We start from the raw sequence: 22841 nt of genomic DNA on the forward strand, positions 1-22841 counted from the left end.
CTAAAAAAACCAACTTCATCCTCTTTCCTCTATAAATTATTCTCTCTATCCTAACATAAGATCAACACGACCTAGTTTGAATCGAAATGGCCATAGCTTGTTTTCAGCTCAGGGACTAAAATCATCGCTAGAGCCAAATAAAAATTGACAAATTAGAGAAGCATGAGATTATGCTAGATAAAGAGCTTTCCGATTGTGAAAGCTAAAGAAGTCCAAAGCCAAGAATACACTTAGTACCGACGCTCTCTTACCCAGAGGCCGACCAATGCTGCCTTGCCCCAGGGATCCACTTTCACTTCTGCCCGCGTGGCTTCAGGGTAACGCCGAATATCCTCTTCCAAGGCATCTCCAATCGCTTCGGGAATAAAAAATTCTTCGATTCCCAACTTGAGCTGCTGCCCGTCAAACCAGCCTCGCAGCACTTTCTCTTCAGGCTGCAAATCTTTGGGCATCTCCCGGCTGACACCGATTGCTTGCCAAGGTTGAGTTGGCTCCCCTGCGGGGGGAGCCAAGCGCAGATAAAGGATCCCTGGGGTCTCCAATTCAGGTGACCAACCCGGCAGTTGCTCTAGGGTGGAGCGTCGAGCGACGACGTAGCCCAAGGCCACATACCGGCCCCGCAAAAGGTCATAGGGATCCACAGGGGCCGTTTGCAGGTAGATCGTGGTTCCGACAGCAAGAGTCAGCGCTTGCCGAGCCGGTATCAGCAGAACGATACCCAGTTGCAGCAGGAGGGGTAGCCAAAGCCGCCATTTGGGCAGGGATCCCTTCTGAGAAAGATTCGACGGGCTAGCCATAGCAGCCAGAGAGAGTGACCTCTCTCTTATGGCACAGGTTTGCCAATCCCGGACAGAAGCGGGTAGAAGTGCCCCACTGGCCCCTGACCTGACCCGATGGCCAAAGGATGTCGCAGCGCTTCTGTTACATAGGCTTTGGCCGCCACTGTGGCCGCCAAGGGATCCTTACCCCAGGCCATCTGCGCCGCAATGGCCGCCGAGAGGGTGCAGCCGGTGCCGTGGGTGTGGCGGGTGGGGATCCGCTCTGTTTTCAGCACTTCCAGTCGCTCGCCATCGAACCACACATCCACCCCCTGCAGTTCCCCCGGCATGCCTCCGCCTTTAACCAACACCGCTCCACAGCCTAAGGCGTGAATCTGCTGGGCCGCCGTTTGCATATCTGCCAGGGACTGCAGCTCCAGCCCCGTTAAAATTTGCGCCTCATAGCGGTTGGGGGTCAGCACCTGAGCCAAGGGGATCAGCCGCTCGCGGATGGCCTGAATGGCCTCATCTGCCAACAACTTCGCTCCCGTGCGGGACACCATCACCGGATCCACCACCAGAGGCCGCAACGTCCAGCGCTCCACCTGACGGGCTACCTCCAGCACGATCTCGGCATTCAGCAACATGCCCGTCTTGATCCCTTGCACCCCGATGTCCTGCACCACAGCCTCGATTTGGGCGGCTACGGCTTCGGGGGGCAGCGCATCCACCCGGCTCACCCCAAGGGTATTCTGGGCGGTCACGCAGGTCAGGGCAGAGGTACCGTGTACCCGTTGGAAAGCAAAGGTGCGCAGATCCGCTTGGATCCCTGCTCCTCCACCACTGTCGGATCCAGCGATGGTGAGGGCGACAGGGGGGTGCTGCTCGGCCAGCAGTGGAGCCGGAGTTGGTTCAGATGCAGAGACAGACATTGGCCAAACGACAAAAATGGGCAAGGGTACCGATAGCCATTTCCATCAATCAATATGAACCATCTCTTTAACGTAGCAATGAAACTGTTGGTTCTCGATTGGTCTGAGACCACTGGGGTATTGGGAAAACTCTTGCAGACGTCTGTCAAGAAGCTGACTAAGAGTGAGTTGTCCTAGTCTAAATCCGAGTAGCCCTCATCAGTGGTGGCGACCACCTCAACCCAGGCTCTATCCCCCTCCACCGCCGTCAAGCTCCAGCGCAGAAGCCGAGCCGGCTGGCCCAGCTCCCGGTCAACTTGCTGACAGAGGGATTGCTCCAGTTGCGGGGCAGAGAGAGGCGAGCTCAACGGCAGAGATAGGTGCAACAAATGCAACTTCACAGGAGTCGAGAACTGATCTCGCCAAGGAAACAGACTTACTTTCGATAACTTCTAACACTAAGAATCCAACAATATAAACTAATGTAGTATTTTCAGATTAGGCTGAGACAGCCGGGCTACTGAGAAAAACCTTTTGGGCCCCTGCATTATTGCTCCGCAACGCTATTGCTCCGCAACGCTGACGCGAAGACGCGACCAAGGTTTTAGTTGTGGGTACAGTGTCCTAGTTTGAATCGAAATGACTACAACACCTAGTGACATACTCCCGACCCCAACTGCTGGCAGTACGGAGCGGGCTTCTCGCTTCATCGGGGAGCCTACGCAAGAACCCTCCACGAGCAGACACGGAATGTCCTACCGCGTAGTTGCACCAGATTCCGGCAAAAGCCATTTTGTGCAACTACTCCTATCATACACCATGTGGGGGTATCTGTATCCCGGCAATGACCCTACGGGTACAGTGCGGGGCTTAGCTACCCCCACACCCCCATAAGCTAACAAGTAGACCTGAACAGAAATCCGGCACGGTTAGGAGCCAAACTGCAAACGGTAAACCTCTTCCTCTTGATCGGTCTCCACCTCCAAATCGGAGGTAGCATAGGCTACACACAGCAGCACAAAGCCCTGAGCCTGCAGTTCTGGCCCAATCCCCATTGCCTCTGTCTGAGTCACAGATCCCGACTTCAGCCGCCCCGCACAGGTGGTGCAAACCCCTGCCTGACAAGAGGAAGGCAGCTCTATCCCGTGCTCCAGAGCAGCTTGTAAAACCGTCTGATCCGCAGAGGCAGGGAAGCGGTAGGTTTGGCCGCGGTGATGAAGGGTTACTTGATAAGCCGTAGCAGACATCAGGAACGGGCTCCCGACGGAGTACGGGTCACCGTCAGAGACTGTGGCTGGCGCATTTTCTTCACCAGAGCCTGGATCTTTTTGGCTCCTTCCTTTTGCAGGTCGGCGATGTAGTGGCCTTTGAGCCGCTCCGCCTCAGCTTCATCGGAGAAGGGGCCGTAGTAGTAGGTGCAGTCCTCGGTGGTGATCTCGATCCAGACCGACAGGCCGCGCAGCTTATCCAACAGACTGACCAAAGGGTTGCTCACGGGATCCATCCCCCATTATCAAGTCTAGCAATCATTGGATGTCCTTTTGCAATCCCCTAGATTCTACTACTTTTATTGACGATTTGTTGAGGAATGTATCAACCTCAGGGCGTTTGAGGTGGTGGGGAGAGCGCTGCCGGTGGATTTCGTAGAGGGCAATGCCGGCGGCCACAGAAGCATTCAAGCTTTCAGTACGGCCTGCCAAGGGAATGGACAGCAGTTGGTCACAATGGCGCTGTGTGAGCAGGCTAATCCCTTCCCCCTCGGATCCCACCACCAAGGCAATGGGCCGTTGAAAATCGGCTCTATAGATGAGGTCAGTCCCTCGGCTGGTGGTGCCATAAACCCAAAACCCCTGCTCTTTGAGGTATTCCAAAGCCCGATTCAAATTCACCACCCGCGCCACCGGCAAGGTGGAGAGGGCTCCCGCCGCTACCTTCATCACCGTCGAGGTTACCCCTGCTGCCCGCCGTTGTGGGATCACCATCCCCTGCATGCCAAAAGCCTCCACACTACGGGCAATGGCTCCCAAGTTATGGGGATCCTGGATCCCGTCTAGAACCACCAGCACCGGATTGGGGCTGGCCTGCCGGCTTCTTTCCACCAAATCCTCCAGGGCCACGTACTGATAAGGCGTGGCTTGGGCAGCGATACCCTGGTGGTTGGCGCCAGCCGTGAGGGCGTTCAGCCGCTTTGGAGACACTTCGTCGATAACGGTGCCCCGCGCTTTGGCTTCTTCCAACAGAGACAAAAATTGGGGGCTGTAGCGCAACTTCGGCAAGATCCAAACCCGATTGAGGGTGGCTTGACTTCTCAGGGCGGCCAGTACCGTCTGGCGACCGTAGATGATCTCTTGCTCCAGCTCGGTCTGCGGATCCCGGTCGGCCTGAAGCTGCACTTCTTCCGGCAGAACCCCTGTCCCACCCATGGGAAGGCCGGGATCTCGTTGGCCTGCCGGTTGAGGAGCCACCTTGCCCTGGGGCCACTGCCGCTGTGCGTTGCGGCGGATCGGCTTCACCGGAGCCTCTTGGGTGGCAAGCTTGGGATCCCCGTCTCGGCGTTTGGGCCGCTGTACCCGCTTGCTGACGGATTGCCCTGCCCCTCGCCGCTGCGGTTTGCCCGAGCGAGACAGCCGTGAAGCAGGTTTGCGCTGAGAAGGCTTAGGCATGGGCGTGGAAATGGAAAGACAGAAAGACTATCCTAACCTTCCCACTCGCCCAGGGTCTCGGACAAAACATCAGTGAGGGCGAGGATATGGCGCAGCCGTTCGGGATTGGCCAGGTAGAGATAGCCCAGAACCGTTTCCAGGCCGCTGGCGTTTTGGTAGTCGGCCAGAGGCAGATGTCGGGGTGGGCGACCGCAGCCATTGCGACCCCAGCGGACAATTTCCTGCTCCTCGGGGCTGAGATGGGGCAACAGGGCCAACAGCAACTTGGCCTGAGCCGAGCCGCGTACCCGCCTCACCACCTGCTGATGATAGCGCTCCAGTCGATCTGGCGGAAATAATCGTTGCCGCCGCACGTGCAGTTCGTAAATGGCGTCTCCCAGGTAGGCCAAGGCTGCGGGCGATAGGCGACGGATCTCGGCTAAGGAGAGCCTTTCAGAAGTGGGTTCGGACAGCAGATCGTTCACAGCAGCTCACGAAAGATAGGCAGAAAAATCTCTAGAACCGCTGTTATCGGCTCATTGCAGAATTCAGTCCATGCTAAGACAAGCTTCCTCTGGTCTGCCAGCCCGACCCACCCTCTTTGCTGCCTTGCAGGTGATTTGGATCACGAGGCCCAAAGAGAAAAGGTGCTATCGAGTAGACAGGGCAAAGCCGGTGAAGGGGCCGATGTTATGAGCCTTGAAAAGCAAGTTGGAGCCACTGCCAAGAATCTGGAGAGCAAAATCCAGGAAATTGTGGGTGAGCTGGCCAGCGATCAGCGTGAAAGGCTGGAAGGCAGGGCCGAGCAAGCGGAAGCAGCCGCCCACCCTGGAGTCGAAGATGCTCGAGAGGCAATCAAAGACGTTGTGGATGATGTGATGGAAGGCCAATAGCCTCAATTAAGACGCAGGAATCAGGAGATCCGCATTTAGCAAAAGCAGGTAGGCGACGATCGCCCCCCCCATGCCCCCTACCAAGAAGCCGGCAGCCAATTCGCTCCAAGATTGGGATCCCTTTACCGGCCCTGTGTTGCGCTGCGAGGTGACAGTGCCGTAGAGAGAAAGGGCCGCCGTCAGAATCAAGATCAGGCCACAGGCTCCCAAAAAGCCGCTCAGCAGACCGATGGGCTCGTTGCGCAGCGGCCCCAGCTTGGCAAAGGGGCCTACCAGCCAATAGCCGTGGGCCATACCGATTTCCAAGCCCCGCCAAATGGAACTCAATCCCGGTCGGTTGATGGGCAGCCAGTCGATCAACAGCCGGACAACAGGCGCGTGGTTGATCGGTGTCCAGAGATCCCCAATTTGCGGATCTCCCTCAGGGACGGTGACGTATCCCTTATTCATGTTCAACCTATTCAACGGAGCAGGATCGGCATTGGGTTCGACCATTTCAGCAACTCTGTGTCCAGTTCAAAGGAGGATGGAAAAAAGCCTAAAAAAGCAGGGATCCCACCGGGCGTAGGTTGCGCTGGGGATCCCTGGCCTACACTCAGAACGTCAAAATGTCGGGGAAGAAGCGATTGATCTCGATGAACAGGGCAAAAACAAAGCTGGAAAACAGGATAAATGCCACCGGAGCAGTGGTGAGAAACTTGGTGAAATCAGCCATAGACGCCTCTCAAAAGTTAAATAAATCGAGTTAGAAAGCCGGGCTCAGCTCCTCAGCGGGGGGAGATGGGCACAGCCGCTTCCGGCTCTCGAATTTCGCCGCTGGCAATTTCCTTAAAAGCAGCAGCGGGCCAAGCCAAAGCCGTGAGGAAGCACCGCAGCGCCAGCGGTACATCGATCAGGCTTTCTTTCATTTCGGGGCTATCCTCATCCCGAACCGCGATCAGGTAAGAACGCCCCGCCCAGCCCAGCCAACCGGCGATATAGAGGAAAAGCAGGCCGGGGATGAGAAACTCGCCCGCATGGTTCAACCGACCATCCGTAACCAGGTGGGGCAGGCCCTCTTCGCCGCAGAGCAGCTTGCTGTAGCGCTCAAAGCGCTTGCTGGTTTGGGCCAGCTTTTGCTGGTAAACAGGGGCCATAGCAGGGCTGGCGTTGAGGATCTTCTCCTCTAGGCTGCTCAGGCGTTCGTTCATCAGGGCCTGAAAGGCGGGAACTTCGCTGCAAGGTTTCAGACCAATCAAGGGCTCTGCCTGCACAGATTGGGCGAGGCCAAGCGCAATGCAAAGGGCCAAAAGAAGGCTTAAAAAGGTTCGCATAGCAGGATGTGTCCTTGAGGTAGGGGTCTAAGATCTGTCCAAATGCTAAGGGATGCTAAGTGCAGAAACAGGCACCAAACGGTTAGTATCATACTCCTGAGCGCCTCGCCCCGACGGATCCCGGGTTTTAGCTCACACAATTCTTAATTCAAGTATCTCAAGTATCCCAAAGCTCTCCTATCCCTTTTGCCCAGCCTGCTCTCCCATGCCCTGCGCCCTTGCCATCGAAACCAGTTGTGACGAAACGGCTGTGGCTGTGGTGACGGCGGATGTGGCCTGGCCGGGGTTTGCCCCGCGGCAGCTCAGCTCGGTGGTGGCCAGCCAAATCGACCTCCATGCGGCCTACGGGGGCGTGGTGCCGGAGGTGGCCTCACGGCAGCATGTGGAAACTCTGCCCTTTGTGCTAGAGGCTGCTCTGCAGCAGGCCGGATTGGAGGTGGCCGAGGTAGATGCCATTGCCGTAACTTGTGCGCCGGGCCTGGTGGGATCCCTGCTGGTGGGGCTGATGGGGGCCAAGACCTTGGCTTTGCTCCACGACAAGCCCCTGATCGGGGTGCACCATCTGGAGGGCCATCTCTTTAGCGGCTTTTTGGCCGAGCCCGATCTGCGCCCCCCCTGCCTCTGCCTTTTGGTGTCGGGGGGCCACACCAGCTTGATCTGGATGAAGGACTACGGGCAGTACCAGACGGTGGGTCGCACCCGCGACGATGCTGCCGGCGAAGCGTTTGACAAAGTGGCGCGGCTGCTGGGGCTGGGCTATCCGGGGGGACCGCAGATTGACCGCTGGGCTCAGCAGGGGGATCCGCAGCGCTTTCCCCTGCCCGAGGGCAAAGTGGAGCATCCCTACGACACAAGCTTCAGCGGCCTGAAAACGGCGGTGTTGCGCCTAGTCCAGCAGTTGCAGCAGCAAGGCCAGGAGTTGCCCATTGCCGACATTGCCGCCAGCTTCCAGGCCTGTCTGACCCATGTGCTCACCGAAAAGGCAGTGGCCTGCGCCGAGGCGCTGGGCCTCTCGACGCTGCTGCTGACGGGAGGGGTAGCTGCCAATCGGGAGCTGAGGGCCCGCCTCACAGAAGCAGCCCGGCAAAGGGGGTTGCGGGTGGTGATCCCGCCTCTAGCCCTCTGCACCGACAATGCCGCCATGATTGGGGCAGCTGGGCTCTGCCACTGGCTGCGGGGGGAGGTCTCGCCGCTGGAGCTGGGGGTAGCCTCGCGCATGCCCCTAGAAGGGATCCCTTCCCTCTACATGGATGGGGGCGGAGCTCACAGAGAAGAACAGACGGGATCCGCCGCCCTCTGACGTTGCCTCACCTCAAGGTAGATGAGCAGCGCGTTGATGTCGGCGGGGTTGACACCGCCGATGCGGGCCGCCTGGCCCACGGTTAGCGGGCGCACCGCCGAGAGCTTATCCCGCGACTCTTTGGAGAGGGTGGGGATGGAGTGGTAGTCCAGATCGGGGGGCAGAGGGCGGTGGTACTGCTTGCTCACCTGCTCAATTTGGCTCTGCTGCCGCTGGATGTAGCCGCTGTATTTGACGGCAATCTCTGCCGCCTCCTGCTCAAAGGGATCCAGCTCCGCATCCCCCAGCCCCAGTTCCAGGAGATCGGAGTAGTGAATCTGGTTGCGGCGCAAGATCTCGGCCAGGGTGGCGGATCCCTTGATCCCCTGCCCCGTCAGTTGGCTTAGTTGGATGCCGGCCAGGTCGTGGGCCTTCACCCGCTGCGTTTCCAGGCGCTCGATTTCTGCGGCAATGCGCGCTTGCTTGGCTTGGAACAGGGCCCAGCGCCGGTCATCGATCAAGCCCCATTCTCGCCCCAGGGGGGTGAGCCGTTGGTCGGCATTGTCGGAGCGCAGGATGAGGCGGTATTCAGAGCGGCTGGTGAGCATGCGGTAGGGCTCCCGCAGTTCTTTGGTGCAGAGATCGTCGATGAGGGTGCCGATGTAGCTGGACTCCCGCGGCAGGGTGACCAGGGGCTTGCCTTGAACCAGGCGGGCGGCGTTGATCCCGGCTATGAGCCCCTGAGCTGCCGCCTCTTCGTAGCCGGTGGTGCCGTTGATCTGGCCGGCGCAAAACAGCCCCTGCACTTTTTTGGTCATCAGAGTGGGGTAGAGCTGGGTGGCCGGCAGATAGTCGTATTCCACCGCATAGGCGGGGCGCAGCATGACACACTTTTCCAGACCCGGCAGGGAGCGCAACATCTGGATCTGGATTTTCTCCGGCATGCCGGTGGAGAACCCCTGGATGTAGAGCTCCGGCAGATCCCGCCCTTCCGGTTCGATAAAAATCTGATGGCTTTCCTTGTCGGCAAAGCGGACAATTTTATCTTCGATGCTGGGGCAATAGCGGGGCCCTTTGGCCTCTACCCAGCCGCCATAGACGGGGGTTTCGTGGAGATTTTCCCGGATGATGCGGTGGGTCTCTGGGGTGGTGCGGGTCAAGTAGCAATCCATCTGCTCCCGTGGCACCCACACTTCGGGGTCGAAGCTAAACCAGCGCACATCGGGATCCCCCGGTTGCCGCTCCATGACGGAAAAATCCACGCTGCGCCGATCCACACGGGCGGGGGTGCCGGTTTTCAGCCGACCCGTCTCCAAGCCCAGTTGGTGCAGGGTGTCTGTCAGCCCTTCCACCGCAAACTCCCCCGCTCGTCCGGCAGATTGCCAGTGACGGCCAATCCAGATGCGCCCCCCCAAAAACGTGCCGGTGGTCAGGATCACCGCTCGGCAGCCGAAGATGGTGCCAAAGTGGGTGACCACGCCGACAATCTCATCGTTGCGCCCCAGCACCAAATCGGTAACGGTGCCCTCGCGAATCGTCAGGTTGGGCTGGTTTTCCACCACCGAGCGCATCACCCGCGCATATTCCCGTTTGTCGGTTTGTGCCCGCAGCGCCCACACCGCCGGCCCCCGCGAGCGGTTGAGCACCCGCTTCTGTAAATAGGTGCGGTCGGTGATTTTGCCCATCTCGCCGCCGAGGGCATCGATTTCGTGTACCAGTTGCGATTTGGCCGGGCCGCCGACGGCGGGGTTACAGGGTTGCCAGGCGATCTTGTCCAGATTCAATGTCAGCATGAGGGTGTTGCAGCCCAGCCGCGCTGCTGCCAACGCTGCCTCGCAGCCGGAGTGCCCCCCGCCGACCACCACCACATCGTAGTGATCGAGAAAATCAATGCTGTCCCGTCCAACTCTGAGCATAGGGTGGCAATTCCAAAATGAATAGCCGGGATCCCCGGTCTTTTAATTTTCAGGTTATTTCAGCTCGCTTATCCAGCTTAGCGATGGCGGCAACGGATAGGGTTATTTGCGACCGGCCTGAGGCAGGCAGAGCAGTAGGGAAAGTTTTCTGTTGCCCTGGGAAATAAAGTTGGGTAGAGGCTCAGTTCCCAGCCTAAGTCACCTGATTGAAGAGTTGAAGAGACCTCAGGGCGCTGGGATCAGCTCCCCCAAGGCTGCCGATAGCAGGGGATCCCAGAGGAAAGGGCAGAGTCGCCCAAGGGATGTTGCGGCTCATACAAACACCAGACAGCCCGCCTGAGAGAGCCAAGCACCGATTCCATTATCCTCAACCGGATCTAATCCAGACTATTTTAGTCGGGTTTAGTTGACGCGGCAGATTGCGGGTGATAAGATTCCCCCCAACGATAGGTAAGTTCAATCCAGCGCCCACCCTTTCCTTCACCTTGAGGCTGCCCATGTCCCAAACTCTTTCCGAACGCCCGCTCAGCCCTGCCGATTCCCCGTTGGCCTCTGCCTTGCACAGCTCCAAGGTGGGCTTCAGCCGTTTGCGCTGTCGGGAGTGTGGCGCCGAGTATGAGCCGGTCGCCAAGCATGTTTGTGAGCTGTGTTTCGGCCCCCTCGAAGTGGCTTATGACTACGACTGGCTGAAGCGCACGGTTAGCCGTCAGAGCATCCAGGCCGGGCCGCATTCCATCTGGCGCTATCGGCCTTTTCTGCCGGTGACTTCTGAGAAGCCCATTGATGTGGGCACGGGCCTGACCCCTCTGATCAAAGCGGAGCGGCTGGGTCGGCGGCTGGGATTGAAAAATCTTTACATCAAGAACGATGCCGTCAACATGCCCACCCTCAGCTTCAAGGATCGGGTGGTGTCGGTGGCGCTGACCCGTGCCAAGGAGCTGGGCTTTACCACCGTCTCTTGCGCCAGCACGGGCAACTTGGCCAACTCCACGGCTGCCATTGCCGCCCATGCCGGCCTGGACTGCACCATCTTCATCCCGGCGGACTTAGAAGCGGGCAAGGTGCTGGGATCCCTGATTTACAACCCCACCGTTATGGCTGTAGAGGGCAACTACGACCAGGTGAATCGCCTCTGCGCCGAGGTGGCGGATCGCTACGGCTGGGGCTTTGTCAACATCAACCTGCGCCCCTACTACTCAGAAGGCTCCAAAACCCTGGCCTATGAGGTGGCGGAGCAATTGGGTTGGCAACTGCCGGATCAGGTGGTGATCCCATTGGCCTCGGGATCCCTGTACACCAAGGTTTACAAAGGCTTCCAGGAGTTTGTGAAGGTGGGGCTGGTGGCGGATAAGCCGGTCACCTTCCACGGCGCCCAGGCGCAGGGATGTTCGCCCATTGCCCAAGCCTTCCGCGAGGGACGGGATTTTGTCACTCCGGTTAAGCCCAATACCATCGCCAAGTCCATCGCCATCGGCAACCCTGCCGACGGGATCTACGCCCTGGACATTGCCCGCAGAACCGGTGGGCAGATCGCAACGGCCACGGATCCCGAGATCATCGCCGGCATTAAGCTCCTGGCCGAGACCGAAGGCATCTTCACCGAGACTGCCGGCGGCACCACCATTGCCGTGCTCAAACACCTGGCAGAATCCGGTCAAATCGATCCGGAGGCGGTTACAGTAGCCTACATTACTGGCAACGGCCTGAAGACCCAGGAGGCGGTTCAACCCCACGTAGGCCATCCTCTGGTGATCTCGCCCAAGCTGGAGAGCTTTGAACAGGCTTTGGAGCGCGCCCGCACCCTAGAGCGGCTGGACTGGCAAGAGGCATCAGTATGAACTCGGTTTGCAGGGAAGACCCTCTCCACTGCCTCTTAACAGGATCTTAATGAAGAACTGTTAAGATCCCTGGCGTAGACCTATTGGCTCAGGAGCTTTGCACGATGCCTATCTTTCCTTCTGTTCAGCGCCTTGTTCGCCGTTGGATCCCGGTGGCGGCTGTAGTGGCCCCGCTTGTCTTTGCTCCTGCGGCCCAGCCTCAAGGGCTAAACACCATTGCCGTTGAGCTGGAAACCTTGCCCAGCAGCTACTCGACGCTGGCAGCGGCTTTACGGGCGGCGGGGCTAAATACGGCTTTGGCAGGGCCGGGGCCGTTCACGGTCTTTGCCCCTTCCGATGTGGCCTTTGGGCAACTGCCGCCGGGTACAGTGGAGACGCTGTTGCAGCCGGCCAACCGGGCTCAGCTCACCCGCATTCTCACGTATCATGTGGTGCCGGGGCGGATTACCTCGTTTGACCTGCGGCCCGGCCAATCGACCACTCTGACCACCTTGGCAGGGCTGCCGCTGCAGGTGCAGGTGGGATCCGATGGCAGCATCCGGGTCAACGGGGCTAACGTGAACCTGGCGGATATTCCAGTTTCCAACGGCGTGATTCACGGCATCGATGGGGTGCTGCTACCCTAGTTTTTTGATGTTGGTTAATGGACGAGGCATTGGGCTATGGCAGTCAAGGTGCTGATTCCCAACACGCTGCGGGCGCTCACCCAGGATCAGGGGGTGGTGAATTGCGAGGGATCCACCATCCGCGAATTGTTGGATGCTTTGGAACAACGCTGTCCGGGGATTAAGGCGCGGCTGTGCGATGAGAAGGGGGAATTGCGCCGCTTCGTCAACTTTTATGTGAACAGCGAAGACATTCGCTTCCTCAAGGGATGTGACACCCCTCTGCAAGATGGGGATGAGGTGAGCATCGTCCCTGCCGTTGCTGGGGGCTGAGGGCTGCCAAGCCTGCCGTGGACGCTGTGGAGTGGTTGAGCCAGCCGGCCCCGCTGGTGGCACCTGCCTTGCTGGGCATGGTTCTGGTGCGGCAATTTGCCGATGGGCTGCAGTTGCGGGCCCAGATCGTGGAGACGGAAGCCTATACAGCCGGGGATCCGGCCTGCCATGCCTACCGTCGCAAAACCCGGCGCAACCAGGTGATGTTCGGGCCGCCGGGGCATTTGTATGTCTATCGCATCTACGGCCTCTACCACTGCCTGAACATTGTCACCGAAGCCGAAGGGATCCCGGCGGCAGTTCTGATCCGAGCGGTTCAATTGGATCGCCTGCCGGAGTGGATCCCGGCCAACAAACAGAACAAGCCGGCGCGGGTGGCCGCAGGGCCGGGCCTGCTCTGTCAAGCCCTGCGCATCGATGGATCCCACAACGGTTGGCGGCTGGGGCAGGTGGATGTCGACCAAGAAGGCTTTTGGCTAGAGGGATCCCCCTCTTGGCAAACGCAGTTGCCTATTGTCCAGACCACCCGCATCGGTATCACTCAGGGGGCTGAGATCCCGTGGCGCTGGTACATTGGTGGACATCCGGCGGTGTCGCGCTATTAGTGGGGGCAGGCGGACAATGCTCGCAGAAGGCAGTGGCTATCGGCAGGGGCTGCCTGGGCTGGTCAGCGGGGTTGTGCTGCTCTTGCTGGGGTTGCCCACGTTGGCCCAGCCTGTCCCAACTTCTCCAGGACTCTTGACGATGCAAGCCCAGACCCACTCCACCTATCGCACCGGGTTTCAGCGCTGGCGGGCAGGAGAAGCTCAGGGGTTTCAGCACTGGTCAACCCAAGGGATCCGCCTGAACGCCCAAGGGCAATTGGTCTTGGATCCAGAGGGCTGGCGGCAAGAAGTCAGCCTTGGAGGATCCGAGTCAGCAGCTCATGGCCGACCCCTTTATCCCGGCGGCACCTATTGGGTGGGAGAAGCCACCAGTCCAGCAGTCCCCACGGGCTTCCCCCTGATCGGGGCCATCGTTTCCTGGAATGCCACCACGCCCCCCGGCACCTGGCTGGAACTGTGGATCCGGGCGAAGCTTTCAGACCGCTGGACAAAGTGGTATCACGGCGGGGTATGGGCTGCGGATCCCTTGACTCTGGCCAGCCACTCAGTGCAAGGACAAGGGGATGAGGATGGCAACCTGTACACGGACTTGCTGGTGCTCAAGGATACCCTCAACGGAGCAGAAGCCTTCCAGGTCAGGGTGCGCCTGTTCACGCAAGAGCCAGGCCGTTCTGCCGTTGTGGATCAGGTGGCAGTTGCCATTTCCAACGAGCCGGTCAGGCCCAGCCGCCTATCCCCTGGGGATCCCAGCCGCTGGGGCAAAATCTTGGATCTGCCTTGGTGCTCCCAGATGGTGTACCCCGATGGGGGAGAGGTCTGGTGTAGCCCCACCTCTTTGGCGATGGTGATGGCCTACTGGAAGCGGGATCCCCGTCCCTGTGAGGTGTTGGTGCGCGCAGCAGTGGCCGGTGTGTATGACCGGGTTTACCAGGGCCATGGCAACTGGGCTTTCAACGTCGCCCATGCTGCCGAGCAAGGTTTGTCCGGCGTGGTGGCGCGGCTGGAGAGCTTGGCTCAAGCAGAAGCCTGGATCGCGGCAGGGGTTCCAGTGATCCTCAGCTATGCCTGGGGCGAGGGAGAACTGGAAGGGGCGCCGATCCCCAAAAGCAAGGGTCATTTGGCGGTGCTGGTGGGATTTGATAGCCACGGGGATCCCATCGTCCACGATCCGGCGGCCAAAACCAACGAAGAGGTTCGCCGTACCTACCGCCGCGAACAGCTAGAGTCGTTGTGGCTGGAGCACTCCGGGGGTACCGTCTACTTGATTCATCCGCGAGAGTGGCCTGTCCCCACTCTATAGCCGAACCGGGCGAACGCGGGCAGCATCGACTTACAGCGCTACCGCTATGGCCTGGATGATTTCCTGGCCGCTGAAACTGCTATCTGGTCTTTCGGTGGGGATTTGAGTAAGGATAGATGGAGTGAGGAGTGCGACTCACCTGCGGGTGAGGATGGTTGGTCATGAATAGGAATGCGGTTCAGGGGCCAAGGCATTGGTCGAGGTGGCTCCTGCGGCAGAGAGGGTGCTGGGCAATTCTCGCCGGTTTGTACGCTGATGAAGGTAAGCGTGGGGGTTTGGGTTTCCGCCATTTCCCAGTTTGTGGGAGGGGATGAGCTGCATCATGCCACGACGGGCTTCCCTGACACCGCTACCTTGGCCTGCGCTGAGTGCCTTGGTGCTGGCTCTCTCGGGCTGTGGCGAGCTTTCTTCTTCTAGTCTGTCTCCCAGCGTTGTTCCCCCTGCGGCCCTACAGCCGGTTTTAACTCCAACTCCTCTCCCTCCCTCCCCGCTTTCTCTGACTTTCGAGCAAGCCCGCCAGTCCGGCTTGTCGGTGCCCAGCAACCGCATCGTTCTGCTGCTCCAGGAACAGGGATCCGATCTGGTGGCCCAGCTACCGGCCTCAGAGGTGGATCGCTGGCTGGCTCGCACTCCCACCTGGCCGGGGGTGGAAGGGATCGACCTGAGCATTACCCTGGGCACCTATCGCCAAACCGCCACTGCCCCTCTGCGCCCGGGGCAACCGGCCACTTTCACCTTCACCAATCCTCCCGCCGGGGAAGCGGAGCTCAGCGCCATCGCCTATCGGGGATCCACCACTCTGGCGCAGGGGAAGGGATCCCTGACCCTTTCTGTCCGCTCTGAGGGTTCTGGCAGTGTCAATCGTCCTCCCCAAGACACAGAGCGCCAGCGCCGCCTTTCGATGTTGGTGCTCTCTGAGGTGGGGGTACCGCTGCTGCACACCAGCTCGGCAGCGCCCACCCTTGGCCAGCCGTTGCTGCTCTCAGGGGAAAATCTGGAGCGGGTGGAAACAGTTCTCTTTGCTGCAGCAGCCAATCCCGAGCGCATCCTGAAGGGGGAAATTCGCTCCCGCAGCGGTGACCGTTTGGTGGTGATGCCGCCTTCTTCTCTTTCCGGCTCAGTTTGGGTTGCTGTTGCGGATGCTTCCGGGCAAGGGTTGGGCACTCTGGTCTACGATTGGCCTGCCGCTACTCCTTCCCCCAGCCCCTCTCCCACCCCCACTGCTCCGGCAGCATCGGCCTGGGTGGTGGAAACTTTGCTGGATGGCCGCACCTCGCCCGCGGCAGATCCTGTCGGCAACGCCCCTGATAACACCGGCACCGAGTCCAGGATCTACCTGCAGCAAATCAGCGGCATTGCTGTGGATCCTGAAGGAGCCTTCTATTTAGCCGATAGAGCCCAGCACCGCATCTTCCGGCTGTCTCCAGAGGGGGAATTGGAAGTTTGGGCCGGCACAGGCCAAGCAGGCCGCCGCGACGGAGCAGCCAATCAAGCTCAGTTTGACTCCCCACAGGGGCTGCTCTGGGATCCCAAGGGGGGATTGTGGGTGGCCGACAGCGGCAACCATTGCCTGCGCTATATCAACCTGCAACGACAGGTGAGCACCTTTGCCGGCACTTGTATAGCCGGATACCGAGATGGGGGGCTTGACCGAGCTCAGTTCCGGGAGCCATCTGGGCTGGCTTTGGGTTCAGATGGCAGCCTCTACGTTGCCGACCGCGCCAATCGCCGCATCCGCCGCATCACCCCTGCAGGTGAAGTGACCACGGTTGCCGGCACCGGCCAGCCGGGATTCGCCGACGGCCCAGCAGAACAGGCCCAGCTCCTGCAGCCCACGGCTCTGGCGGTGGATAAGGAGGGGAACCTCTGGATTGCCGATGGACATCGCCTGCGCCGGCTCTCTGCTGGCGGACGAGTGACCACCCTCTCCGGGGCAGAGCCAGGCTATCGGGATGGCCCCCTGGCAGAGGCCCGTTTTCAAACCCTGGGGGGGCTGGCCTTCGATGCGGCAGGCAACCTCTGGGTGGCCGACCGAGATAACCATCGCATTCGTCGTCTTCAGCCTGGGGGACAAGTTTCCACCTTGGCCGGACAGAATCAGCGCGGCTGGCAGGATGGCCCCACCTCGGTGGCCCGGTTCGATCAACCTGCCGGCTTGGCAGTCTTACCGGATGGCAGTGTGGTGGTGGTGGATGCCGGCTTGCCGGGCTTGCGTCGCATAAGCCGCGTTGCCTCTGGGCCCGCCACCCCAACTCCTGTGGGATCCCTGTAGGCTCTTGCCAGGCCGCCGTCTTTTGGGTTTCGCAGGGATCCCCTCCTCAGTTGGCGGATCCCCCTACAGTCAACTGGCCCAGCACGTTGATATCAAAGGTGAAATTAATCGTCACCGAGTTGCCCTCATAAGCCTCAGGCAGGGGCAGGAAGGGGGCTGCCCTCTGGATAGCCGTCAGCGCCGCATCATCGGTTTGTTGGCTGCCAGACGTGCGCCCCAGGCGAATGCTCTGCAGATCGCCAGCTCGACCCACCGTAAAAATCACCACCGTGCGACGCGAGGTGCCGGTCTGTCCAGGGATCCAATTTTGCTCCACTTTCCGCTGCAAAGCGGCCAGCCAGGGGCCCCAATCCACATCGGCCCGCGCTGCCACACTGGGGGGATTGGGAGCGGATTGGGTGGGGTTGGCCAATCCACTAGCTCCACTGCCCTGGATCCCGGCTCCATTGCTGGGAGCAGAGGCACTGACCGGAGGCCCCAACTGGGAAGAGTCAGAGGGCCGCTGGGCGGGAAGAACCTCTGTCACCGGTTGCGGAGCGGGCGGAACGGGAGCCAATTGGCTGGGATCCGAAACCCGCTCGCTTGGCTGTATGGGCAAGGGCTCCGCAGTCGGCGGGGGAGTGGGCCTTGGGGAGGGAGCAGCCGCCACGGGCGGTGGAGTCTGGGTTGGAGTAGGTCTGGGGGCAGGCGTGGAAGGTGGCGGTGCCGCAGTCGGGGTCGCGGTGGGCTGAGGGGGAGCGGGGGTTGGGGTAGGTGTGGGCGTGGGTGGAGGGGTTGGAGTTGGGGTTGCCAGAGCAACTGTAGCCGGGGCAGGTGGTGGTGGAACAGGGGCAGGCTGCTGTGGTGGCGGTGGTTGGGGTCTTGGCGGAGGAGGAGCAGGGGCCTCCTGGGGAGGGGCGGCCTGGGATTGGGGTGGACTGCCTTGAGAAGGAGGAGCTTCTACCCGCTCACCCCCATCGCGGGAATCGACTTCTGAAACCAGCTCCGCTTCCTCTGGGGGCTGTAGATCTTCTGGATCCAGAAGGATAAACTCGATGGCCTCCTGTTCCGGCTCGCGAATGAGCCAAAGCCGCCCCAAGTGGAGCAATCCCAGCAGCACCAGCACATGCAGCAGCAGCGATAGCGCCACCATCCAAAAAAAGTTGCGAGATTCATCCTCGCGGCGGCGCTGCTCAATCCAGATGCTGGTCATGGCCAAGATCGCCCTCTTGCGTCTTCAACGCTCTCAACACACCGAGTTGTCTGTTGCAGACTCGGCCACGCGGGTAACACACTAGCTAGTGTTATAGCATCCGAGCAGTTGGCACTCCTGCGCAAAGGCGTACAGTCTATCTCGGGCTTGAGAAGGGATCCCACCTTGTAGCTTTAACTTTCGAGGGGTGCGGGGAGCTACATGGACTCCCCGCATTTGAATGCCAGCCAGCGTTTACCACTCGGACTGACCCGGGGTAGAGTATAACCATGCTGACGATAAGCTACACTTACCGCATCTATCCCAATGCCACACAGCAGGCTGAACTGCTGGAGTGGCTGGAAACCTGCAGGGGCGTCTATAACTATGCCCTGCGGCAACTCAAAGACTGGATTGCCGCCCGTCGGTGTCCTATAGACCGCTGCTCCTTGGAAAAGGAATACATCATCCCTGCCGACGAGCCCTTTCCCTCTTATCACCGTCAGCAAAACGACCTGCCTAAAGCAAAGAAACAATTTCCGCATTTGGCTAAGGTACACTCTCAGGTTCTGCAAACCACGCTTCGTAGGCTGCACGATACTTGGGAGGCGTTTCGGAAGCGGGGGTATGGCTTTCCTCGTTTCAAGAAGAAAGGTCAATTCAAGTCCTTCGTGTTTCCCCAATTCAAGAGCAACCCTATTGCAGGTCAGACCATCCGGCTACCCAAGATAGGGAAAGTGGCTATCCACCTGCATCGTCCTATCCCGGAGGGGTTTACGGTGAAGCAGGTGAGGGTATTGTCCAAGGTGCGAGGAACACAGTGGTATGTCGTCGTAACCCTAGAATCGAGTATATCGGTTCCTGATATCCCGGTTCAGGGGCGGGCAATTGGCATTGACCTGGGATTGGAACGATTCTTGACGGTTTCGGACGGCAGTTTTTTCGAGCGCCCTAAGTTTTTTAGGTCGCTGCAAAGCAAGCTGAAAGTGCTGCAACGCAGAGCGGCCCGCAAACAGAAGGGGTCTCGGAACTGGGAAAAGGCACAGCTCAAAGTTGCCAGAGCGCACCATCGTATTGCGAACCGCCGTCGAGATTTCCATTTCAAGGTTGCTCACCGGTTGTGCGACCAAGGGCAGAGCATCTTTGCCGAAGACCTCAACGCTAAACGTTTAGCCCGAGGAATGTTGGGCAAGGATTGTGTCGATGCCGCCTTTGGGCAGTTTTTGTCTCTGTTGGCGTGGGTGTGCTGGAAACGAGGGGTGTACTTTGCCCAGGTTGACCCCAACGGTACCAGCCAAACTTGTCCAAGGTGCCTTGCTACGGTTAGCAAAGCACTGAGCATCAGAGAGCATCATTGCCCTGAGTGTGGGTATCGAACGCATCGCGACCATGGGTCGGCAGAGATGATTCTGCGTCGTGGACTGGAAAGGTGTAGTACCCAGGGACTCTGGGGAACGGAAACCGCCTGCCAAGTCGGTCTGCCGGGGGTTTTGAACCTAGGTCAGTGGCGTGGGGCAGGAATGCCTAATCGTGAGGTTAGGAAGCCCGCGCTCCGCCCGCTAGGGTGAGCGTCGGGAGGATGTCACAATTGCCTACCTTAGATGAAGAGCAGGGATCCCACTGGCCAAGGGGAAAAGCCGCATGTCCTGAGGTGCCGGTTTGAAGTTGGCTGGTGGGGCACTTTTGGCAGCTTTCTAGGAGAACGTTGATGGAGACTATCCGCTTTCATCTGGCCTTTCCGGTTGCCGATATTGCCTTGGCCAAAGCCTACTACGGCGATGGCTTGGGCTGTGAAATCGGTCGAGAAACCCCTGCTGCCGTCATCTTTAACCTGTATGGCCATCAACTGGTGGCCCACCTCACCCACGAAGAGCTGACGCCCCAGCGGGGCATCTACCCCCGCCATTTTGGCCTGATCTTCCCCACCCAAGCGGATTGGCAGGCGCTGGCCGACCGTGCCCTGGAGCGAGCCTTGCCCTTTTATCAGGAGCCGCGTTGGCGCTTTGTTGACACCCCTTTGGAACACGGCACCTTCTTTTTGCAGGATCCCTTCTACAACCTGCTGGAGTTTAAGTACTACCGCCACGCTTCCGCCATTTTTGGGGAGCGGGAGTTGGCCTTGGTCGGGGACAGTGCTTCCCACCGCTCACGCGAACGATCCCCGGCCCGCTCAAGTGGCACGTAGCGCGATAGGAGGGATCCTTTGGCCACTCAACCCCTGCGTTCTGGCCCTGCGCGCTGCCCTATCTGGCAGATGGATTTCAACGCCGTCCCCCTGCGGGATGAGCAGAACCGACGGGTTTGGGAGCTGTTGGTGTGCGATCCCACCGGCCAGTTTCGCCAAGCGCAGTATTGCAGCAACCAAGAGGTGAACAGCACCTGGGTGGCACGACAGTTGCGGAGCTACCTGGAAGCTGCCCCACAGCCTCCCTCGGCCATTCGTGTGTTTCGAGCCCGCATGAGTTCCATCCTGCAACGGGCCTGCGATGCGGTTGGGATCCCGATGCTGCCCAGTCGTCGCGTTTACACCCTCAAAGCCTGGATGCGAGAACGGGCAGAGCGGGTTTACCCCCAAGAGACTCAGTTCACCTACAGCCCCGAACCTCCTGTGGATCCCGATCCGCCGGATCCTATCCGTCTGCCGGACAAGTTGCAGGGAGAACGCTGGGCTTTCGTTACCTTGCGAGCTGAGGATCTGCGGGAAGCCGACGCTTGGCCAATGGAATTTGGCGAGCTTTTTCCGGTTGCCTGGGACACTTTGACGCCCGACCCATTCGCGCCAGCGGTACGGAGCACCCTCATTCCCGGCTTGGTGATCGCCTCCCAGCGGGCTTTACCGATGGCGGCCTGGATGAGCGGTATGGAGCCCGCTTACTTGAGTGTGGCAGACGGACGGCTCCTGTTCGAGGCAGGCCTCAACGATTGCTACCTATTTGCGCAACTGAGAGATGAAAAACTGCGAACAGAGGCAGAAGTCTTTGCCCAGCGCCAGCAGCAGGCCCAAGGGATCCACTTTCTCGCCATTCAAACCGATTTCAAGGCCCAGTCCTTCGCCGGCTTCTGGCTGATGCAACATCCCCTATGAACTATGAATATCAGTCGTTTGCAAGAGCAGAGTGCAGCCCGAACAACTGGGGAGATCATCATCGCTGTCTCAGAGGGAAAAACCTACAGTCATTCAAGGAGGAATGAGACTGTTCCGCTGCATGGCTTCCTGGCTCCTCTCTCCCTTTCCTAGGGATGGTCGCGGAAGCGGCGTGAAGCGTTTGGACGGCACCGCGGAGCAGTTGAGAAGTGCCTTGATCTATAGTCTTTCAGCTTAGGGTGAGACGCCCGAGCTACGGAGAAAAGCTTCCTGACCTCGTGCATGATTGCTCCGCAACGCTGATGCGACGATGCGACGACGCAGCCCATGTTTTAGGTGGGCGTAGTGTCCTAGTTTGGATCGAAATGACTGTTGAAATGACCGTAGCAAGAACCCCAGCGCTACGGGGAAGCAAGCTGGTGGGGCAGGGAGCATGTCAAAGCAGGTTGCTCAGGCGGCTGTGAAAGGCTGAGTAGATCTCTGCGTAAGACTTCGCCCATTCTGGATCTGGTTGAACATAGCGTTCCACCTGCACCAATCGATCGGCAGCCTGTTGGACAGAGCAGCACCAATAGGCAGAAGCAGCCAAGATGGCTGCCCCCACAGCCGGCTCTGGGTGTTTCACCACGGCCAAGGGACGGGCAAGGATACTGGCGCGCAGGCGCAACCAAAGAGGGCTTTTGCTGCCTCCGCCGGTGGTGAACATCGGACTCTGTTCTGACACCGGGATCCCTTGAGCCGCCAACGTTTCCAGCCCCAGCCGCTCGACCATGGCTACCCCCTCTAACAACGCAGCATAAAAACGGGGGGATCCCTCTTCTGCCTCCGGCAAGAACCCGGCAAACCGGGGATCGACAATGGGAAAACGTTCTCCCGGCTGACAAAGGGGATAGCTGACCAGCCCAGTGGGCAGATAAGCCTGGGCTTGCTGATCCAGCACTTGCAAGTTGCCGCCAGGGAAGTAATGGGGCAAAACTCCGCCTCCACAAAAGGAAGCCGCTCCCGGCCACCAAACCGTTCGTTCGCGACAGTGGTGTGGAGCACAGTCCGGGTGCAAATGGGAATAGATGCTTGGGGTTTGTATGGGATCCGGACTGTTGGCCTTGAAAATGAGGGTTGTGCCCAAGCTGGTGGAAACCTGACCTAAGCGGGTGGCCCCTGCTGCCAATTGCCCGGCACAGCCATCCGTGATCCCTGCCGCGATCAGCACTTCCGGCCCCAACCCCCAGTCTGCTCGCACCGTTCCTAAAACCGTTCCCGGCGGTACCACCTCGGGGAAATGCTTGGGGTTTAGGCCCTGCCGCGCCAACCACTCCTGAGGCCAGGTGTAGGCCTCCAGGTCGAAACCGCTCTTGAGGGCATGGGTGTGATCGGTCACCTGCCTGCGCCCCCCCAGTTGGCTCAGCAAAAAGTCCGCCGGATGGGCCAAGTAGCTGTCTCGATACTGATCAGGATAGGCTTCCGCCCACCACAGCCAACGGCTGAGACCCCAACTGGCAGGGATCCCCAATTGCTTGGCCTGAGCCTGGCCCCGTGGGTCAGAATACAGCCACGCCTGTTCCAACGGCATGCCTCGACCATCCACCGGCAGAATGGTGCCGGAAGTGCTGCAAGCACTCAGAGCTGCAATGGAATACCGATCCCCCAGTTGCGCGGTTAGTTGTCCCAGAAGGGCTTTCAGGGTTCGCAACCAGCGGCCTGGATTGGTCTCTGGGGGATCCCACCGGCGCTCGCTTTTGGCCACCACCTCTCCTTGTTCTGAGAGGGCCACCACCCGCATCCCAGAAGTGCCCAGATCGATCCCAAGAAACACAGGGGGCATAGGGGTACTCATCTCATCATCAGGTTGTGTTGATCTTTCATTTGAGCCAAAAGAGAGCACTGACGAGATAGAGAAAACTCAAGAAGTTCCTGGCCAAT

General features: G+C 59.5%; 24 protein-coding genes. 11 read left to right on the forward strand and 13 right to left on the reverse strand.

Features of this window, described 5'->3' with window-relative positions; genetic code table 11:
* Positions 1-230: 230 nt before the first annotated feature.
* From NW842_RS12075 to NW842_RS12105, 7 genes are all read right to left on the reverse strand, one after another.
* Positions 231-797, reverse strand: a complete 567-nt coding sequence (locus NW842_RS12075) for a GDYXXLXY domain-containing protein (protein ID WP_414375344.1) — start codon at positions 795-797, stop codon at positions 231-233.
* Between the two features lie 26 nt (positions 798-823).
* Positions 824-1690: a bifunctional hydroxymethylpyrimidine kinase/phosphomethylpyrimidine kinase gene (gene thiD / locus NW842_RS12080; RefSeq protein ID WP_414375346.1), complete on the reverse strand. Its 867-nt coding sequence runs from the start codon at positions 1688-1690 to the stop codon at positions 824-826.
* Between the two features lie 173 nt (positions 1691-1863).
* Positions 1864-2070 carry a hypothetical protein gene (locus NW842_RS12085; RefSeq protein ID WP_414332282.1) on the reverse strand — a complete coding sequence of 69 codons (207 nt, stop codon included), beginning with the start codon at positions 2068-2070 and terminating at the stop codon, positions 1864-1866.
* Positions 2071-2598: 528 nt separating this feature from the next.
* The gene (locus NW842_RS12090; RefSeq protein WP_011434371.1) at positions 2599-2916 is read right to left on the reverse strand and encodes a 2Fe-2S iron-sulfur cluster-binding protein; all 318 of its coding nucleotides are present in this window, start codon (positions 2914-2916) and stop codon (positions 2599-2601) included.
* Complete coding sequence (locus NW842_RS12095; protein WP_011434370.1) at positions 2916-3173, reverse strand: DUF1816 domain-containing protein; 258 nt, start codon at positions 3171-3173, stop codon at positions 2916-2918. The genes NW842_RS12090 and NW842_RS12095 overlap by 1 nt, the downstream gene beginning before the upstream one ends.
* Before the next feature lie 22 nt (positions 3174-3195).
* The gene (rlmB, locus tag NW842_RS12100; RefSeq protein WP_414418122.1) at positions 3196-4332 is read right to left on the reverse strand and encodes a 23S rRNA (guanosine(2251)-2'-O)-methyltransferase RlmB; all 1137 of its coding nucleotides are present in this window, start codon (positions 4330-4332) and stop codon (positions 3196-3198) included.
* A gap of 32 nt (positions 4333-4364) precedes the next feature.
* The gene (locus tag NW842_RS12105) at positions 4365-4796 is read right to left on the reverse strand and encodes a ribonuclease III domain-containing protein (RefSeq protein ID WP_414357607.1); all 432 of its coding nucleotides are present in this window, start codon (positions 4794-4796) and stop codon (positions 4365-4367) included.
* Positions 4797-4931: 135 nt separating this feature from the next.
* On the opposite strand from NW842_RS12105, the gene NW842_RS12110 reads away from it, so the two are divergent.
* Positions 4932-5204 carry a hypothetical protein gene (locus NW842_RS12110; protein WP_414375348.1) on the forward strand — a complete coding sequence of 91 codons (273 nt, stop codon included), beginning with the start codon at positions 4932-4934 and terminating at the stop codon, positions 5202-5204.
* A 6-nt stretch (positions 5205-5210) separates the two neighbouring features.
* On the opposite strand, the gene NW842_RS12115 is transcribed toward NW842_RS12110, so the two are convergent.
* The 3 genes from NW842_RS12115 to NW842_RS12125 all read right to left on the reverse strand — a co-directional run bounded on the left by NW842_RS12115 (position 5211) and on the right by NW842_RS12125 (position 6517).
* A complete protein-coding gene (locus NW842_RS12115) occupies positions 5211-5699 on the reverse strand; it encodes a photosystem I reaction center protein subunit XI (RefSeq protein WP_414375350.1) in 489 nt (162 codons plus the stop codon).
* Positions 5700-5799: 100 nt separating this feature from the next.
* Positions 5800-5919 carry a photosystem I reaction center subunit IX gene (locus NW842_RS12120; protein ID WP_011434365.1) on the reverse strand — a complete coding sequence of 40 codons (120 nt, stop codon included), beginning with the start codon at positions 5917-5919 and terminating at the stop codon, positions 5800-5802.
* A 52-nt stretch (positions 5920-5971) separates the two neighbouring features.
* Positions 5972-6517: a Photosystem I reaction center subunit III gene (locus tag NW842_RS12125; RefSeq protein WP_414342216.1), complete on the reverse strand. Its 546-nt coding sequence runs from the start codon at positions 6515-6517 to the stop codon at positions 5972-5974.
* Between the two features lie 205 nt (positions 6518-6722).
* On the opposite strand from NW842_RS12125, the gene tsaD reads away from it, so the two are divergent.
* A complete protein-coding gene (gene tsaD, locus NW842_RS12130) occupies positions 6723-7817 on the forward strand; it encodes a tRNA (adenosine(37)-N6)-threonylcarbamoyltransferase complex transferase subunit TsaD (protein ID WP_414375352.1) in 1095 nt (364 codons plus the stop codon).
* Here tsaD and mnmG read toward each other — a convergent pair.
* Positions 7781-9712 carry a tRNA uridine-5-carboxymethylaminomethyl(34) synthesis enzyme MnmG gene (mnmG, locus tag NW842_RS12135; protein ID WP_414389927.1) on the reverse strand — a complete coding sequence of 644 codons (1932 nt, stop codon included), beginning with the start codon at positions 9710-9712 and terminating at the stop codon, positions 7781-7783. The genes tsaD and mnmG overlap by 37 nt on opposite strands.
* Before the next feature lie 497 nt (positions 9713-10209).
* Here mnmG and thrC point away from each other — a divergent pair, with 497 nt between their 5' ends.
* The 6 genes from thrC (at position 10210) to NW842_RS12165 (ending at position 16665) form a co-directional block, all read left to right on the forward strand.
* Positions 10210-11550, forward strand: coding sequence for a threonine synthase (gene thrC / locus NW842_RS12140; RefSeq protein ID WP_414357602.1), 1341 nt, complete (start codon positions 10210-10212; stop codon positions 11548-11550).
* 104 nt (positions 11551-11654) lie between these two features.
* Positions 11655-12176 carry a fasciclin domain-containing protein gene (locus NW842_RS12145; RefSeq protein ID WP_414375354.1) on the forward strand — a complete coding sequence of 174 codons (522 nt, stop codon included), beginning with the start codon at positions 11655-11657 and terminating at the stop codon, positions 12174-12176.
* A 36-nt stretch (positions 12177-12212) separates the two neighbouring features.
* Positions 12213-12488, forward strand: coding sequence for a ubiquitin-like small modifier protein 1 (locus NW842_RS12150; RefSeq protein ID WP_011434358.1), 276 nt, complete (start codon positions 12213-12215; stop codon positions 12486-12488).
* Positions 12489-12514: 26 nt separating this feature from the next.
* Entirely contained in the window at positions 12515-13093 is a 579-nt protein-coding gene (locus tag NW842_RS12155; RefSeq protein ID WP_414375356.1) for a DNA-3-methyladenine glycosylase, read from the forward strand.
* A 16-nt stretch (positions 13094-13109) separates the two neighbouring features.
* A complete protein-coding gene (locus tag NW842_RS12160; protein WP_414375357.1) occupies positions 13110-14393 on the forward strand; it encodes a peptidase C39 family protein in 1284 nt (427 codons plus the stop codon).
* Positions 14394-14715: 322 nt separating this feature from the next.
* Positions 14716-16665, forward strand: coding sequence for an NHL repeat-containing protein (locus NW842_RS12165; protein ID WP_414418123.1), 1950 nt, complete (start codon positions 14716-14718; stop codon positions 16663-16665).
* A 46-nt stretch (positions 16666-16711) separates the two neighbouring features.
* Here NW842_RS12165 and NW842_RS12170 read toward each other — a convergent pair whose 3' ends face one another.
* Positions 16712-17857, reverse strand: coding sequence for an energy transducer TonB (locus NW842_RS12170; protein WP_414418124.1), 1146 nt, complete (start codon positions 17855-17857; stop codon positions 16712-16714).
* 269 nt (positions 17858-18126) lie between these two features.
* On the opposite strand from NW842_RS12170, the gene NW842_RS12175 reads away from it, so the two are divergent.
* The 3 genes from NW842_RS12175 to NW842_RS12185 all read left to right on the forward strand — a co-directional run bounded on the left by NW842_RS12175 (position 18127) and on the right by NW842_RS12185 (position 20921).
* Positions 18127-19404: an RNA-guided endonuclease InsQ/TnpB family protein gene (locus NW842_RS12175; protein WP_414358175.1), complete on the forward strand. Its 1278-nt coding sequence runs from the start codon at positions 18127-18129 to the stop codon at positions 19402-19404.
* Between the two features lie 140 nt (positions 19405-19544).
* Positions 19545-20021 carry a VOC family protein gene (locus NW842_RS12180; RefSeq protein WP_414358172.1) on the forward strand — a complete coding sequence of 159 codons (477 nt, stop codon included), beginning with the start codon at positions 19545-19547 and terminating at the stop codon, positions 20019-20021.
* 18 nt (positions 20022-20039) lie between these two features.
* Positions 20040-20921 carry a Tab2 family RNA-binding protein gene (locus NW842_RS12185; RefSeq protein WP_414358169.1) on the forward strand — a complete coding sequence of 294 codons (882 nt, stop codon included), beginning with the start codon at positions 20040-20042 and terminating at the stop codon, positions 20919-20921.
* Between the two features lie 436 nt (positions 20922-21357).
* On the opposite strand, the gene NW842_RS12190 is transcribed toward NW842_RS12185, so the two are convergent.
* Entirely contained in the window at positions 21358-22743 is a 1386-nt protein-coding gene (locus NW842_RS12190) for an FGGY-family carbohydrate kinase (RefSeq protein ID WP_414418125.1), read from the reverse strand.
* Between the last annotated feature and the right edge of the window lie 98 nt (positions 22744-22841).

It is taken from the genome of Synechococcus sp. R55.4 (assembly GCF_047461935.1).
GTDB lineage: Bacteria > Cyanobacteriota > Cyanobacteriia > Thermostichales > Thermostichaceae > Thermostichus.

What these genes read in the sequence shown, in the direction of transcription:
- NW842_RS12075 (WP_414375344.1), bottom strand. Translation starts at nt 797, where the DNA reads ATGGCTAGCCCGTCGAATCTTTCTCAGAAGGGATCCCTGCCCAAATGG.
- thiD (WP_414375346.1), bottom strand. Translation starts at nt 1,690, where the DNA reads ATGTCTGTCTCTGCATCTGAACCAACTCCGGCTCCACTGCTGGCCGAG.
- NW842_RS12090 (WP_011434371.1), bottom strand. Translation starts at nt 2,916, where the DNA reads ATGTCTGCTACGGCTTATCAAGTAACCCTTCATCACCGCGGCCAAACC.
- NW842_RS12095 (WP_011434370.1), bottom strand. Translation starts at nt 3,173, where the DNA reads ATGGATCCCGTGAGCAACCCTTTGGTCAGTCTGTTGGATAAGCTGCGC.
- rlmB (WP_414418122.1), bottom strand. Translation starts at nt 4,332, where the DNA reads ATGCCTAAGCCTTCTCAGCGCAAACCTGCTTCACGGCTGTCTCGCTCG.
- NW842_RS12115 (WP_414375350.1), bottom strand. Translation starts at nt 5,699, where the DNA reads ATGGTCGAACCCAATGCCGATCCTGCTCCGTTGAATAGGTTGAACATG.
- NW842_RS12120 (WP_011434365.1), bottom strand. Translation starts at nt 5,919, where the DNA reads ATGGCTGATTTCACCAAGTTTCTCACCACTGCTCCGGTGGCATTTATC.
- NW842_RS12125 (WP_414342216.1), bottom strand. Translation starts at nt 6,517, where the DNA reads ATGCGAACCTTTTTAAGCCTTCTTTTGGCCCTTTGCATTGCGCTTGGC.
- tsaD (WP_414375352.1), top strand. Translation starts at nt 6,723, where the DNA reads ATGCCCTGCGCCCTTGCCATCGAAACCAGTTGTGACGAAACGGCTGTG.
- mnmG (WP_414389927.1), bottom strand. Translation starts at nt 9,712, where the DNA reads ATGCTCAGAGTTGGACGGGACAGCATTGATTTTCTCGATCACTACGAT.
- thrC (WP_414357602.1), top strand. Translation starts at nt 10,210, where the DNA reads ATGTCCCAAACTCTTTCCGAACGCCCGCTCAGCCCTGCCGATTCCCCG.
- NW842_RS12145 (WP_414375354.1), top strand. Translation starts at nt 11,655, where the DNA reads ATGCCTATCTTTCCTTCTGTTCAGCGCCTTGTTCGCCGTTGGATCCCG.
- NW842_RS12150 (WP_011434358.1), top strand. Translation starts at nt 12,213, where the DNA reads ATGGCAGTCAAGGTGCTGATTCCCAACACGCTGCGGGCGCTCACCCAG.
- NW842_RS12160 (WP_414375357.1), top strand. Translation starts at nt 13,110, where the DNA reads ATGCTCGCAGAAGGCAGTGGCTATCGGCAGGGGCTGCCTGGGCTGGTC.
- NW842_RS12165 (WP_414418123.1), top strand. Translation starts at nt 14,716, where the DNA reads ATGCCACGACGGGCTTCCCTGACACCGCTACCTTGGCCTGCGCTGAGT.
- NW842_RS12170 (WP_414418124.1), bottom strand. Translation starts at nt 17,857, where the DNA reads ATGACCAGCATCTGGATTGAGCAGCGCCGCCGCGAGGATGAATCTCGC.
- NW842_RS12175 (WP_414358175.1), top strand. Translation starts at nt 18,127, where the DNA reads ATGCTGACGATAAGCTACACTTACCGCATCTATCCCAATGCCACACAG.
- NW842_RS12180 (WP_414358172.1), top strand. Translation starts at nt 19,545, where the DNA reads ATGGAGACTATCCGCTTTCATCTGGCCTTTCCGGTTGCCGATATTGCC.
- NW842_RS12190 (WP_414418125.1), bottom strand. Translation starts at nt 22,743, where the DNA reads ATGCCCCCTGTGTTTCTTGGGATCGATCTGGGCACTTCTGGGATGCGG.